The organism is Pedobacter sp. 01N416 (assembly GCF_056399685.1).
Window position 1 is genome coordinate 1 of record NZ_JBFTRT010000173.1, and the last position, 14,477, is coordinate 14,477.

The 14,477-nt window shown below is 38.5% G+C and carries 14 protein-coding genes; 10 read left to right on the forward strand and 4 right to left on the reverse strand.

The window, feature by feature from the left end:
* Positions 1–365: 365 nt before the first annotated feature.
* From AC1DND_RS11500 to AC1DND_RS11515, 4 genes are read left to right on the forward strand one after another with little or no spacing between them, the layout of a single operon-like run.
* The gene (locus AC1DND_RS11500; RefSeq protein ID WP_477581724.1) at positions 366–1,694 is read left to right on the forward strand and encodes a D-alanyl-D-alanine carboxypeptidase; all 1,329 of its coding nucleotides are present in this window, start codon (positions 366–368) and stop codon (positions 1,692–1,694) included.
* A gap of 30 nt (positions 1,695–1,724) precedes the next feature.
* Positions 1,725–2,741 carry a glycoside hydrolase family 18 protein gene (locus AC1DND_RS11505; protein WP_477581726.1) on the forward strand — a complete coding sequence of 339 codons (1,017 nt, stop codon included), beginning with the start codon at positions 1,725–1,727 and terminating at the stop codon, positions 2,739–2,741.
* Position 2,742: 1 nt separating this feature from the next.
* Positions 2,743–3,789: an aminotransferase class I/II-fold pyridoxal phosphate-dependent enzyme gene (locus AC1DND_RS11510; protein ID WP_477581728.1), complete on the forward strand. Its 1,047-nt coding sequence runs from the start codon at positions 2,743–2,745 to the stop codon at positions 3,787–3,789.
* Positions 3,790–3,826: 37 nt separating this feature from the next.
* Positions 3,827–4,327, forward strand: a complete 501-nt coding sequence (locus AC1DND_RS11515) for a histidine phosphatase family protein (RefSeq protein WP_477581730.1) — start codon at positions 3,827–3,829, stop codon at positions 4,325–4,327.
* Positions 4,328–4,663: 336 nt separating this feature from the next.
* Here AC1DND_RS11515 and AC1DND_RS11520 read toward each other — a convergent pair whose 3' ends face one another.
* The 4 genes from AC1DND_RS11520 to porX all read right to left on the reverse strand — a co-directional run bounded on the left by AC1DND_RS11520 (position 4,664) and on the right by porX (position 8,786).
* Positions 4,664–5,347: a M15 family metallopeptidase gene (locus AC1DND_RS11520; RefSeq protein ID WP_477581732.1), complete on the reverse strand. Its 684-nt coding sequence runs from the start codon at positions 5,345–5,347 to the stop codon at positions 4,664–4,666.
* Positions 5,348–5,517: 170 nt separating this feature from the next.
* On the reverse strand, positions 5,518–6,555 hold the full coding sequence (locus AC1DND_RS11525) for an alanine dehydrogenase (RefSeq protein ID WP_477581734.1): 1,038 nt from the start codon (positions 6,553–6,555) through the stop codon (positions 5,518–5,520).
* A 74-nt stretch (positions 6,556–6,629) separates the two neighbouring features.
* Positions 6,630–7,046 (reverse strand): tRNA (adenosine(37)-N6)-threonylcarbamoyltransferase complex ATPase subunit type 1 TsaE, encoded by a 417-nt coding sequence (gene tsaE / locus AC1DND_RS11530; protein WP_477581736.1) that lies wholly within the window; start codon positions 7,044–7,046, stop codon positions 6,630–6,632.
* Between the two features lie 186 nt (positions 7,047–7,232).
* Positions 7,233–8,786 (reverse strand): T9SS response regulator signal transducer PorX, encoded by a 1,554-nt coding sequence (porX, locus tag AC1DND_RS11535; protein ID WP_440827789.1) that lies wholly within the window; start codon positions 8,784–8,786, stop codon positions 7,233–7,235.
* Between the two features lie 111 nt (positions 8,787–8,897).
* On the opposite strand from porX, the gene AC1DND_RS11540 reads away from it, so the two are divergent.
* The 6 genes from AC1DND_RS11540 to AC1DND_RS11565 all read left to right on the forward strand — a co-directional run.
* Positions 8,898–10,121, forward strand: coding sequence for an HD domain-containing protein (locus AC1DND_RS11540; protein WP_477581738.1), 1,224 nt, complete (start codon positions 8,898–8,900; stop codon positions 10,119–10,121).
* Between the two features lie 122 nt (positions 10,122–10,243).
* A complete protein-coding gene (gene lpxD / locus AC1DND_RS11545; RefSeq protein WP_029274292.1) occupies positions 10,244–11,320 on the forward strand; it encodes a UDP-3-O-(3-hydroxymyristoyl)glucosamine N-acyltransferase in 1,077 nt (358 codons plus the stop codon).
* Positions 11,310–12,722: a bifunctional UDP-3-O-[3-hydroxymyristoyl] N-acetylglucosamine deacetylase/3-hydroxyacyl-ACP dehydratase gene (locus AC1DND_RS11550; protein WP_477581740.1), complete on the forward strand. Its 1,413-nt coding sequence runs from the start codon at positions 11,310–11,312 to the stop codon at positions 12,720–12,722. The genes lpxD and AC1DND_RS11550 overlap by 11 nt, the downstream gene beginning before the upstream one ends.
* The gene (gene lpxA, locus AC1DND_RS11555) at positions 12,722–13,507 is read left to right on the forward strand and encodes an acyl-ACP--UDP-N-acetylglucosamine O-acyltransferase (protein WP_029274294.1); all 786 of its coding nucleotides are present in this window, start codon (positions 12,722–12,724) and stop codon (positions 13,505–13,507) included. The genes AC1DND_RS11550 and lpxA overlap by 1 nt, the downstream gene beginning before the upstream one ends.
* Positions 13,508–13,550: 43 nt before the next feature.
* Entirely contained in the window at positions 13,551–14,018 is a 468-nt protein-coding gene (locus AC1DND_RS11560; RefSeq protein ID WP_477581742.1) for a GNAT family N-acetyltransferase, read from the forward strand.
* A 14-nt stretch (positions 14,019–14,032) separates the two neighbouring features.
* On the forward strand, positions 14,033–14,477 hold a 445-nt coding region (locus AC1DND_RS11565), incomplete at its 3' end, for an ABC transporter ATP-binding protein (protein ID WP_477581744.1).

A 14,477-nucleotide genomic window follows, 5' to 3' on the forward strand; every position in this document is an offset into this window, starting at 1 on the left:
GTTTCAATGCCCAAGCCAGATACTTTAATTTTACGGAGTTTACTAAAATTCAAAGAATCGATAATCGATGGATCGGTAATAATCATCGGTCCAACTCCGGTATCAAGAACAAAATCATATGGCCCCTTACCATTTACATACACCGGAATAACCATTAGGTTTTTGATGCACTTAAAAGTAATTGATTGTTTTTGCCGGTTTCTTTTAAAAAGGAATTCCTGGCCAAACCCAGAAAAAGCAAGAAATACCAACCCCAAGCAAATTGTTAGTTTGCGTAAACAGATTATTACACCGGGGTTATATTTGGTTAACATTAAACTAAATTTAATAAATTAGTTGATAATTATGCCCCCTAAATTTAGAACATGTTTACTTTAAAAAATCATAATTTCATTTTTCTTGCATTTGCACTATCTATTTGTTTGTTAACAAGTTGCTCAACCAATAAAATCATTTCAAAAAAAGTAGCTAAAGAATTTAAAAATTCGCAGGTAATCAAACAATATCAGGTTGGTTTCGCCCTTTATAATCCTACAGATAAAAAAATGATTTTTCAGAAAGATGCCAATAAGTATTTCACACCAGCATCTAACACCAAACTTTATACTTTTTTTGCGAGTTTAAAAATGCTGCCAGATTTAATGCCAGCTTTAAAATATATTGAACGGAATGATTCATTGATTTTTTGGGGTACAGGCGATCCGTCTTTTTTACAGTTTGCAGTAAAAGACAAATCGGCTTACAATTTTCTTTTGGCTTCGAACAAAAAACTATTCTTTTCTCCCGGACGATATTCTGGCAGTTTTTTTGGCGATGGCTGGTCGTGGGATGATTACGATTATTATTATCAGCCAGAAATTACCGAAATGCCAATTATGGATAACATGGTTACTTCTACTTATGCCACTCCAAATAAAATCAATATCGAACCAAAGGTGTTTGCCTCCTGTTTCGAAATAGATTCTACAAAAAAAGCAGGCAGTTTTCAGGTAAGCAGAGATTTTTTAAGCAACCGCTTTCACTATCCTGCCGTTTCAGTACAACCGGGCTATAATCAGCAAAACCCATATAAAACCAGCGCACAGGTTACCGTCGAAATATTATCAGATACCCTGCACAAACCTGTCGGCATTATAAACTTAAAAATACCATCGTATGCTAAAACTTTATCGGGCGCAAAGCGTGATTCGGTTTTAAAACACATGATGCTACCCAGCGATAATTTTATTGCCGAACATTTGTTGTTGGTTTGCTCCAACCAGATTGGCGATACATTGAGTACAACGAAAGCTATCGATTACATTACGAAAAACTATCTTTCTTTTCTGCCCGATAAAGTAAAATGGGCTGATGGATCTGGTTTGTCCCGTCAGAATTTATTTACTCCACGTGATAATGTATACCTCCTTGATTCCATTTACAGGTTGGTAAACAATCCGGAAAAACTTTTTGGCCTGCTGCCAGCAGGCGGTAAAAGTGGTACATTAAAAAATGCTTACCCCAAAACCGACAAACCTTTTGTTTTCGGAAAAACAGGTTCGCTTGGTGGCGTTCATAATCAAAGTGGATATGTACTCACAAAAAAGGGCAAAACGTATATTTATTCTTTCATGAATAACAGTTTTGTAAAACCAACTGCCGAGGTACGTGCAGAAATGGTGAGGATAATCACTTATATACACAATACTTTTTAAGCATATGTAACATCAAATAACACCTGACCTATGAAAAAATTCTACCTATTGATTGGCATCTCTACCATGCTCATTATATCAGCTTGTAAGAAAAATGACCCCATAACAGAACCTCCCATCCCTACTACACCGTATGTACCCGACAACAGCTTTAAGATTGTAAGTTATTTCCCAAGTTACCGAGATCCAGCCGGTGTTGCAGATTCGAAGTTCAAAATGATTACACACCTCTTTTATGCCTTTCTAAATCCCAACACCGATGGAAGTTTAGCTGCGTTGGAACAACCCGGTCGATTTACAACCGTAATGCAAAAAGCAAGGGCAAATGGCGTTAAAACAGGCATTTCGATATCGGGTGCAAAAAGTATTTTTGTAACGATGGCGGCATCTGCAACGGCCAGAAACCTGTTCGTAAAAAATGTGCTAACTTTTGCCAAAACAAATAATCTGAACGGCGTAGATATGGATTGGGAATATCCAAGCACCAGCGATGGATCTGCAGATAATTATGTGCTGTTAATGAAAGAGCTTTCAGATTCGCTACACAAATACCATAAATTTTTAAGTGCGGCCATAACCCCTGGCGTATACGCGGGCAGTATTCGGGATGGATTAAAATTGGAAGTTTTTCCTGCTGTAGATTTCTTTAATATTATGGTGTATGATGGCATTGGCTGGGATAAAAATGAGCCTATACAACATGCATCCTATAACATGGCCGTTGCCAGTTTAAATTATTGGTTAAGCACCCGCGGTATGCCAAGAGAGAAAGCCCTTCTGGGTATCCCGGCTTATGGTAAAAATGCCAATAACTCGGCTAAGGCCTATCGCGATTTTGTAACAGCGGGGGCTGATGTAAGTTTAGATAATGCATTAATTGATGGCGTTCAATTTTACTTTAATGGAACCATAACCACCAAGAAAAAAGCTAAACTCGCTAAAGATATTGCGAATGGGATCATGTTCTGGGAATTCTACCATGATGACAATGGCGATAAATCTATTATCCGTGCTGCAAATGATGAGCTTGGACGAAACTACAATTAATATGAAGCCTAACTTTAAATCGATTGATCAACCTTTTTCTAACCACATAAATATTGAAGGAAACACCTATTTATATTTTGGGGGAACGGCTTATTTGGGCATTCCTAAAAATCAGAACTTTATTAATCTATATATCGAAGGGATTAAAAAGTTCGGTTTAAACAACGGAACAAGCCGTACCRACAACATTCAGCTTGGCATTTATGATGATGCTGAAAAAGTGGCAGCAGCACGGTATGGAGCAGAAGCTGCGCTAATTACTTCAAGCGGATATTTAGCTGCGCAGCTTACCGTTAAGGATTTATCCAGATTAGGGAAAGTAATTTATGGCCCAGCGGCACACCCTGCACTTTGGTTGGTAGAAAATCAAACCAAAAACGTAAAACTATTTCGAGATTGGGAGCAGGAAACGATTGAAAGAATAAATTCATCTGAAGAAAAAACCTGGATATTGATTAGTAATTCCATGAATAATCTTGTACCCGAAATTTATGACTTCGACTTTGTAAAAGAAATCCGTAAGGATAAAAATATAATCCTTGTTGTTGATGATTCGCATGGAATAGGCGTAACCAACGATGGTATGGGTGCCATCGTAAATCTTCCCAAACAAGAAAACATCGAAAATGTAGTGGTTGCCTCTATGGCAAAAGCACTGGGTGTAGATGCGGGCATTGTTTTGGCCTCCAATAAAATGATCAATAAACTTAAAAGTACCAATACCTTTATTGGCGCTTCTCCACCAAGTCCGGCAGGGCTTTATGCATTTATTCATGCCGAAGAAATATATAACAAAGCATTAAATAAACTGAAAAATAACATGCTGATGTTTGAAACGGCATTAAATCTTACCTGGAAACACGAATATGGCTTCCCGGTATATTTGCTGGGCGATGTTAATTTCTCAGAACGCCTTCTGCAAAGGCAAATCTTAATTTCATCTTTTCCTTATCCGAATCCTAGCGACGCGCCTTTAGATCGGATAGTGCTTTCCTCCTGGCATAAAAAAGAGGATATTGAAAGGCTGATAACAGCTATAAATTTTTAACCTTTCCTTATCCAATTAATTTTTCAATATTTATGACATGAAAAAACTGTTCGTATTACTGTCGTTAACGCTTCTCTTTGCTAATGTAATTTCTGCACAAACCACTAATGTTTGGATTGTTAGGCACGCAGAGAAAGATAAGTCTAACCCACAGGATACCAACCCCAATCTCTCCGATGAAGGAAAAGTTCGTGCAGGAGATTTAGCAACCTACTTAAAAAAAGTAAAATTTGATGTTGCTTTTGCCACGCCGACAAAAAGAACGCACCAAACATTGGATTCATTGGTGGTTCCGAAGGTAATCGATTATAAAGACATTAAATCGCTTGTAGACAGCATTAAAACCAATTACGTTGGCAAAACCATTATTGTAGCAGGCCATTCCAATACCGTACTCGAGATTATTGAAGCCCTTGGCGGCAAAAAGCCTAAAGAGGAATTAACAGATGATGATTACGATTACATTTTTGAACTGGCTGTAAAAGAGGATAAAGCGAAGGTAAAAATGGAACAATACGGGAGGCCGCATCATTTGTAGTTTGTGATGTTAGGCGTTACCACCTGACAATTAAAGAGCTAAAATTTAAATTTAGTGTAATATGGTAACATCTTACACCATGGAAAAAGGTTAGATTTCTCTATTCCACTTCGTTCCATCCGATAGCTATCGGATCGAAATGACGAAACTAATTCGGTATACTCCCAGCCCAATAAAAGAATGGCTATTGAACAAATTTACCATTGAGAAGTTAAGAAATTAAGGTTTTAAGAATGTAGGATCAGATCCTTAAACAAGTTCAGGATAACGCTCGTCCTAAAGATTACAGCCTGGCACTCAAACTAATGGACTATTAACTAATGAATCGATTAACCTCTAAAGCTTCTCAAAGGGAATATCCATTAAATCGTAGTTTTTCCAGCCCGAAAAATCATAGTGCCACCATTCATTTTCCAAAACATTAAGTCTGTATTTCGCCATTATTGTGATCAGAAAATCGCGGTTCTTCTTCGCCTCAGGTAATACCTTTTCGTATTTCGCTGCAGCAGCAGCCAAGAAACTATCGTAAGGTGTTGGCATTGTTATTTCTTTGCCCGTTTTCAGATCAATCAGGGTTAAATCTACGGCGCAGCCTCTATTATGTTTAGATCCTTTTGCCGGATTGGCTACAAAATTTTTATCGCTGGCTTTTTTATAAAATTCAACGGTAACAGCATAAGGCCGGTAACCATCGAATATTTTCAAGCCATAGCCTTTTTTATTTAATTCCTTTTGGATTTTTTTTAATGATTCTACTACTGGTTTTCGCGCAAAAGCCCTTGCCTGTTTATACATTACCTGCTGCATAAAATTATTCTTAGTGGCGTAGCGGATATCTAATTTGATATTGGGAATGGCTTTCTTGATTTCAACCAATTCGTTATTCGGGTCCGTTTTTACCGATGCGAGGTATTGATTATATGAACTCACCACCACCAGTTTTTTTATAGCGGAAGGTTTATTTTGGGCGCTAACGACCACTGAGAGGAAGAAAAATAACGTAAAGAGATTGAGTTTCATATAATTGGTATTTGGTATAGGTCATTACCGCTGTTAAGTCAAAACGGTTGTCAGTCTGAGCCTGTCGAAGACCTTTACATTTGATAACCAACAAAATGTCCTTCTACATGCTCAGGATGACATTTCATTGGTTTTATCCGCTAAATTAATAGTCTCGTTACTGCAAAGTTTTATTGATTCGAGACGACCAATAATTCAAGATCCTTAAATGGCAGATTAAACATATCAGCCAGATCTTTATTGGTACAGTTTCCCTGATAAATATATAGCGCTTCGCGGATACCAGGTGTATTCCATACCATATTCATTAAACCTCCGAATTCACCGATATCCAATAAAATTGGGGCAAAAATGTTCGTTAAAGCGTAAGATGCTGTTCTTGGCACACGCGAAGCAATATTTGGCACACAATCGCAGGTTACAATAGCCTTATTCAAAACAATAGGTTGCATTACGGAAGTAAACACCCTGCTTCCTAAATTATTCTGCAGGCGGCGTAAGCGGTAAATGGAGCTATCGAAAACTTTAACCTCGGCTCCCAATGCCAAAGCTGTTCTGGCGGCATATTCGCCAACCGTTCCTGCACCCAAAATAACAATCTCTGTTGGAGGAACGCCAGTAAAGCCGCCGAGCATTAAACCTTTTCCGCCTGTTACATTGCTCAAATATTCTGCAGCAATTAAAATAGAGGTCGAGCCCACTATTTCGCTCATGGCGCGTACTACGCTGAGTACATTACCTTCATCGCGAAGATTCTCAAAACATAATGCGTTAATTTTTTTATGCATCAATGCTTTCAGATAATCCTGCTTTAGCGTTCCGGTTTGCAACGAAGAAATTAGTGTTTGCCCTTTATGCATCATCTCAATCTCTTCCAACATGGGCGGTGCAATTTTCACCAGGATATCAGCATCGAAAACCTCTTTTTTGTTATAGGCAATTTTAGCCCCCTGCTCAGCATACTCGGTATCAGAAAAATTAGCCCCAGTGCCAGCGCCACTTTCCAGAACAACACGGTGCCCATTGTTTACCAATAATGCAACAGACAAAGGGGTTAATGCAATTCTATTTTCCTGGAAAGAAATTTCCTTGGGTATTCCTATATATAGACTGTTTTTTTTATTTCTGGTTTCTAGCTTTGCCTCTTGCGTTTGTAGTAAACCCTGACGAGCTATATCGGCCATTCCTTCGCGTAATCCTGTAGCCATGTTGAATTTAAAATTTTGATAGTTTTAGGTTGTTCAAGATAAGGAAAATCTGTTAATTTATTGATAACTAATTGTTATCCCTTCGAAAATCTGAATAATCTGCGGTTTTCATCCAGCACCTTTATCTCAATTTTAATATGTTTTTCGGGCAGCAACTCTTCCACTCGCTCAGGCCATTCTATTAAACAAACTCCACCACCATAAAAATATTCTTCATAGCCCAGATCATAAGCTTCGTGAATATCTTTTATCCTATAAAAATCGAAATGGAACACCGAACCTTTAGGACTTTCATATTCATTAACGATAGAATAGGTAGGGCTCGAAACCACATCGTTAACACCTAAATGTTTACAGAAATTTTTAATGAAGGTTGTTTTCCCAGCACCCATATCACCCTCAAAAATGAAGACTTTTTGGCCACTGGCAAAATCTGAAAGCTGTTGTGCAACAGCAGGTAAATCGGCTAAACTGTTAACTTCGATATCCATTTTAAAAAAATAAAGGCAAAAGTAATACATAATTGCATTGCTTTTGCCTGGTTATTTTGTGATTTGTCAGTCTGAGCTTGTCGAAGACCTTACCATCGTGACAGATCCTGAAATAAATTCAGGAGGACGGTCTTATTAAAAACGACTGGGCTCATATCTCAAATCTAGTATCTCAATTCTCTTTTATTACCTCGGCGAATACGTCACCACCGGAATAATCATTTCCTCAAGTGAAATACCTCCATGCTGGAAGGTTTCGTTATAATAATTCACAAACTGATTGTAATTATTCGGATAAACAAAATAGCTATCTTCTCTTGCAAAAATATAACTGCTGCTGATGTTGATTTTAGGCAACAAAGCATCATGAGGGTTTTTAATCAAAAACACTTCTTTTGCATTAAAATTAAGGTTTCTTCCTTGCTTGTATCTTAAATTGGTGTTTGTGCTTCTATCGCCTATTACTTTAACCGGTTTTTTAACACGGATGGTTCCATGATCGGTTGTAATGATCACTTTTACCTTTTTCTGTGAGATTTTTTTCAATAAGTCCCAAAGTGGCGAATGCTCAAACCATGATAAGGTTAACGAACGGTAAGCAGCATCGTCATTGGCCAGCTCGCGGATCATCTGCATATCCGTGCGGGCATGGCTTAACATATCAACAAAGTTGAATACAATGGCGTTGAAATCGTTCTGCAACAAGTTATTGGTCTGATCAACAAGATCTTTCCCCTGCTCAAAAGTGAGGATTTTATTATAACTGAATTTACAGTCTTTTCTTAAACTACGTTTAATGTTATCGGCCAGAAAAGCTTCTTCGTGCATGTTTTTTCCACCCTCATCATCATCGTTCTGCCACAGCTGAGGGAAACGTTTCTCCATATCCAAAGGCATCATGCCCGAAAAGATGGCATTACGGGCATATTGTGTTGCTGTTGGCAAAATGCTCGTGTACATATCTTCTTCATCGATCCTGAAATATTCAGAAATTAGCGGATTAATGATTTTCCACTGATCGTAACGTAAATTATCAATCAGAATAAAAAAGACAGGTGTGGTATCGTTAATATGAGGGAAGGCTTTTTTCTTTAACAGCTCATTAGAAAGCAAGGGGGCTTTATCTTTATTTTTAATCCAGTCGAGATAATGCTCTTCGATGAACTTAGTGAACTGTGTATTCGCTTCCTGTTTTTGCATGGTTAAAATCTCATGCATCTGCGGATCATCCAGTTTCTCTAATTCAAGTTCCCAAAAAACGATTTTTTTATACACATCCACCCACTCTTCGTAATTCAGCCTGTCGCCCAGTGTCATCCCCAATCGTCGAAAATCCTGTTGGTAAGCCATAGAAGTTTTCTCGCTTACCAGGCGTTTGTTATCAATTAGTTTTTTAATGGTTAACAAAACCTGCTTAGGGTTTACAGGTTTAATCAGATAATCGTCAATCTTACTACCAATCGCATCCTCCATTAAATTTTCTTCTTCACTTTTCGTAATCAGCACAACAGGAACATCTGGATTCAGGTTTTTAATGGCCGATAAGGTTTCAATCCCACTCATCCCCGGCATATTTTCATCCAAAAAAACCAGGTCAAAATGAGCTTTTCCAAATGCCTCCAACGCATCGTTCCCATTGGTAAATGTAGTTACATGGTAACCTTTATCATTGAGCAATAATATATGAGGTTTTAATAAGTCGATTTCATCATCGGCCCATAATATTTTAGTTTCTTGCATGTTATTGTAAAAATAGGTAAGTATTGCCTTTTAATTTTGGCAGGTAAATCAAACTATAAATAAAAATAGCAATTTTTGTACCGTATCTATCTATTTAACTATTTTTAACGATTGAACAAGAAGAAAATAATAAATGACCCGGTATACGGTTTCATCAGCATTCCGTCCGAATTAGTTTACGATGTGATCTCACATCCTTATTTCCAACGTTTGCGTTACATCAAACAGCTTGGGATGACTCATTTGGTTTATCCAGGTGCACTACACACGCGTTTCCACCATGCTTTAGGGGCCATGCATTTAATGAGTCTGGCCATAAATCTTTTAAGAAGTAAAGAACATATCATAACCGATGGCGAAGAAGAAGCCGCCATTTTGGCTATTTTACTGCACGATATCGGCCATGGCCCTTTTTCGCACGCATTAGAACATTCTTTAGTAACTGGAATTAGGCACGAAGATATTTCGGCAAAACTAATGCGTGATTTAAATGTGCATTTTGAAGGCCGGTTAACCCATGCCATCGAAATTTTTAATGGCACCTACCCTAAAAAGTTTCTTCATCAACTGATTTCCGGTCAGTTAGATCTCGACAGAATGGATTATTTAAACCGCGATAGCTTTTTTACGGGTGTTAGCGAAGGCGTAATCAGTTTCGATCGGATTATTAAGATGTTTAACGTTTACGATGATGATCTGGTGATTGAGGAGAAAGGCATTTATTCTATCGAGAAATTTTTAATTGCCCGCCGGCTGATGTACTGGCAAGTTTATCTGCACAAAACCGTTATTGCTGGCGAGATGATTTTGGTAAAGCTATTAGAGCGTGCAAAAGAACTATCAGCCGCTGGAGCCGATTTATTTGCTTCACCATCATTGAATTATTTCTTAAAAAACGATATCAACGAGGCCAATTTCTTCTCTCAACACGAAAATCTCGAGCATTTTACCAACCTGGATGATCAGGACATTTATGCCGCAGTTAAGGTTTGGGCCAAACATCCCGATAAAATTTTGTCTACGTTATGTAAAATGCTTACTTCCAGAAATCTTTATAAGGTAGAAATGGGCAACGAAATGGCCAATCTCGACCGCATAAATTTTTTACAGGATGCGGCTGTTAATTTATTAGAAATCAAACCCGAGGAAGCAAGGTATTTTGTTTTTACCGATTCGATTCAAAACCGCGCATATAACGCTGGGGTTGGAAATATCAAGATTTTGATGAAAAATAACGATATTGTTGATATTGCGAAGGCGTCTGATTTGTCTAATCTCGAGTCGCTGCAAAAAACTGTAGAGAAATATATCCTCTGTTACCCCAGAGGTATTTAAGGTTATTTAACAAAATATTTAACTTTTAGTGCCGTTTTAAGTCTTATTATTGTGTAAAATATACACAGTTTAACCCGAGCAGGTTTTTTTGTTCATATCAATTTAACATATACCTTTGTACGATGCAATTTACTGCCACGCAGATAAGTCAGTTTCTAAACGGTTCCATTGATGGTAACCCTGATGTAGCCGTTACCGAACTTTCTAAAATAGAAGACGGAAAGGAAGGCTCTTTGTCTTTTCTTTCGAACCCTAAGTACGAAAACTTTTTGTATTCCACTCAGGCGTCAGTCGTTATCGTATCAAAGGATTTCGCCCCTACGCAACCATATACCAGTACATTAATACGTGTAGAAAATCCATATAGTGCTTTTACTATCTTGTTGGATAAATATAATGAAGCCGTTAATGCCCAGACTGCACAATCTGGAATTGATAAACTTGCATTTGTTCACCCTACAGCGAAAATTGGCAAAAACGTATTTATAGATGCTTTTGCCTATGTAGCCGAAAATGTAGAAATTGCAGATGGCTGTAAAATAAATGCTCAAACCTTTATCGGTGCGAATTCTAAAGTCGGTGAAAACAGTACGTTTTTCCCCGGTGTAAAAATTTATCACAATTCAATAATCGGCAACAGGGTTGTTATTCATTCCAATACCGTTATCGGAAGCGATGGTTTTGGCTTTGCCCCGCAAAAAGACGGCACTTACAATAAAATCCCTCAGATTGGAAACGTTATAATCGAAGATGACGTAGAAATTGGCGCAAATACAACTGTAGATCGTGCAACAATGGGATCAACAATTGTAAAGAAAGGTGCAAAAATCGATAACCTGATCCAGATTGCGCACAATGTAGAGATTGGCGAGAACACGGTTTTAGCCGCACAGTCGGGCATATCAGGAAGTACAAAAATTGGCCCTAACAGTGTTGTTGGCGGGCAAGTTGGTATAGCCGGGCACTTAACCTTAGCTAAGGGCACTCAAATTGGCGCACAGGCCGGTATCAATTTTAATATTACAGAAGAAAATAAACAATGGCAYGGTAGTCCGGCGCAACCATTGCGCAACTGGATGCGTGCCTCAGTAATTTTCAAACATCTTCCCGATGTAGAAAAAAGAATAAACGCGCTCGAACAGGAATTGAAAAAGCTTACAGCTGAACTGGAAAAGAATACAATACACAATGAACGTTAGACAAAAAACGATTAAACAAGAAATATCAGCATCTGGTGTTGGTTTACACACAGGCGCTAATGTTACTTTAACATTTTGCCCGGCCCCCGAAAATCATGGCTTTAAATTTCAGCGTATTGATTTAGATGGCCACCCGATTATCGAAGCCGATGCAGATAACGTTACAGACACCTCACGTGGAACAACACTTACCCAAAATGGCGCCAGCGTGAGCACCGTAGAGCACGTAATGGCATCGTTAGTGGGCATGGACCTTGATAACGTACTGATTAAATTAGACGGACCCGAAACCCCGATTATGGACGGGAGTTCTATCCAGTTTGTTGATTTACTGGAAGAAGTTGGTACAGTTGAACAARACGCAGATCGCGAGTACTTTACTATTCCCCATAACATTACCTATACCGAAGAAGATAGAAAGGTAGAAATTGTGGCAATGCCGCTTGATGACTATCGTTTTACCTGTATGATCGATTATAATTCTCCTGTTTTGGGCAGTCAGCATGCTGGCATTAATACCATTGCAGAGTTTAAGAAAGAAATTGCTTCATGCCGCACCTTCTGTTTCTTACACGAATTGGAATACCAGTTATCGCACAATTTAATTAAAGGTGGAGATTTAAATAACGCTATTGTAATTGTAGATAAAGAGGTTACGAAGGACGAATTGAGCCATTTGGCCAAATTATTTAACCGTAAAGATATCGATGTTGCCCCACAGGGAATTTTGAACAACATGGAATTGCGTTACCAAAATGAGCCTGCCCGTCATAAATTATTAGATATGATTGGCGATTTAGCTTTGGTTGGCATGCATTTAAAAGGCCATATTATGGCTGCCCGCCCAGGCCATGCAGCAAACGTTGCTTTTGCTAAAAAAATTAAAGCAGCGATTAAAAAAGAGAAAAACAAAAAAATACAAAAGGTTTACGATCCAAGTGCAAAACCACTATATGATGTTGTTCAGATTATGGATATTTTGCCTCACCGCCAGCCATTTTTATTCGTTGATAAAATATTAGAACTTTCTAAAAATCACGTGGTAGGTGTTAAAAACGTAACCATGAACGAAGAGTTTTTTAAAGGTCACTTCCCTGGTGCACCGGTTTTTCCGGGCGTAATTCAAATTGAGGCTATGGCTCAGGTTGGTGGTATTTTAGTGTTAAGTACCGTTCCAGATCCTAGAAATTATTTAACCTATTTCTTAAAAATAGATAACGTACGTTTTAGGGCCCAGGTTCTTCCTGGCGATACTATTGTTTTCCGCTGCGATTTACTTGAACCAATCAGAAGGGGTATTGCCCAGATGAAAGGTGTAGGTATGGTTGGCGAAAAAATCGTTGTCGAAGCCGAAATGATGGCTCAAATTTCAAAAGTTAAACAAGCAGAACCCGCCCAATAATGATACAACCTTTAGCATACATACATCCCCAGGCAAAGATTGCCGAAAACGTGGTAATCGAACCCTTTGTAGTGATACATAAAGACGTTGTAATTGGAGAAGGAACCTGGATCGGATCGAACGTAACCATTATGGATGGCGCACGTATCGGCAAAAACTGCCGTATCTTTCCTGGTGCTGTTATTTCTGGCGAACCACAGGATTTAAAATTTGCAGGTGAGGTTACCACTGCAGAAATCGGCGACAATACGACTATCCGCGAATGCGTAACCATTAACCGTGGTACAAAAGATAAATGGAAAACTACCATCGGTAGCAATTGTTTAATTCAGGCTTACTCACACATCGCGCACGACTGTGAAGTTGGCAACAACTGTATTTTCTCGAACAGCACTACCTTGGCTGGCCACATTACCATTGGAAACAATGTGGTTTTGGCGGGTTTGGTTGCGATACATCAATTTGTTAAAGTGGGTTCTTATGCTTTCGTAACTGGTGGTTCATTGGTACGAAAAGATGTCCCCCCTTATGTAAAAGCAGCTCGTGAGCCACTTTCTTATGCGGGAATTAACTCTGTTGGTTTGCGCAGAAGAGGTTTTACCAACGAGCAGATTGACGAAATCCAAGAGATTTACCGTGTACTTTTTGTAAAACACAATAATGTAACTAAAGCTTTAGACATGATCGAAGCCGAATTTAAACCAACGGAAATCCGTGACGAAATTGTAGATTTTATCCGTAATTCTAACCGTGGTGTAATGAAGGGCTTTGGAATGGGCAGTTAAGCTTAAAGCAGAAAGACCAAAGCTTAAAGCAAAATAAATATTCATGATTGATTTAACACTAATCAGAACCGATTCAGGCAATGCCGATTTTAGAACATTGGTCGCGTTATTGGATAAAGATTTAGCTGTTAGAGATGGCGACGACCATACTTTTTATGCTCAATTTAATAAGGTTGATGCCATTAAAGAGGTGGTTATAGGTTATCAAAATGGAGTCCCGGTTGGCTGTGGCGCCATAAAGCCTTTTTCAGCAACAGAAGCCGAAGTTAAAAGAATGTTTGTACATCCGGATTATAGGAAGCAAGGCATAGCCGCTAAAGTTTTAAATGAATTAGAAAGCTGGGCTGCTGAACTCGGTTTTACTTCATGTGTTTTAGAAACAGGCAAAAAACAGCCAGAAGCCATTGCACTTTACCAAAAGGTGGGTTATCATATCAGGCCCAACTACGGACAATATGTCGGTGTTGATAATAGCGTTTGTATGGCTAAACCGCTTACCACTAAACCCTAAACRCCCTGCCGCAAATGAATATCTCTTTAAATAATGTTGGCAGAAGGTTTAATAAGGAATGGATTTTTAGAAATTTAACTACTGAATTCACCTCTGGTAACAGTTATGCAATACTGGGACCTAATGGCTCTGGTAAATCAACTTTATTAAGCGTTTTAACGGGTAGCTTATCTCCTTCTGAAGGAGAAATTTCATTCTCAGACACCAAAGAGATCTCTATAGAAAATATCTATAAATACATCAGCCTGGCTGCACCATATCTCGAACTGGTTGAAACATTTACCTTAAAAGAGAGCATTGATTTTCATTTTAAGTTCAAAAATTTTGCTCCGGGACTCGATTCAAAAAAGCTGATCACCATACTGGGATTAGAAAAAGCAGCAAACAAAGAAATCAAGTACTTTTCATCGGGAATGAAGCAAAGAACCAAACTAGCTTTGGCATGTTGTACCGATACAC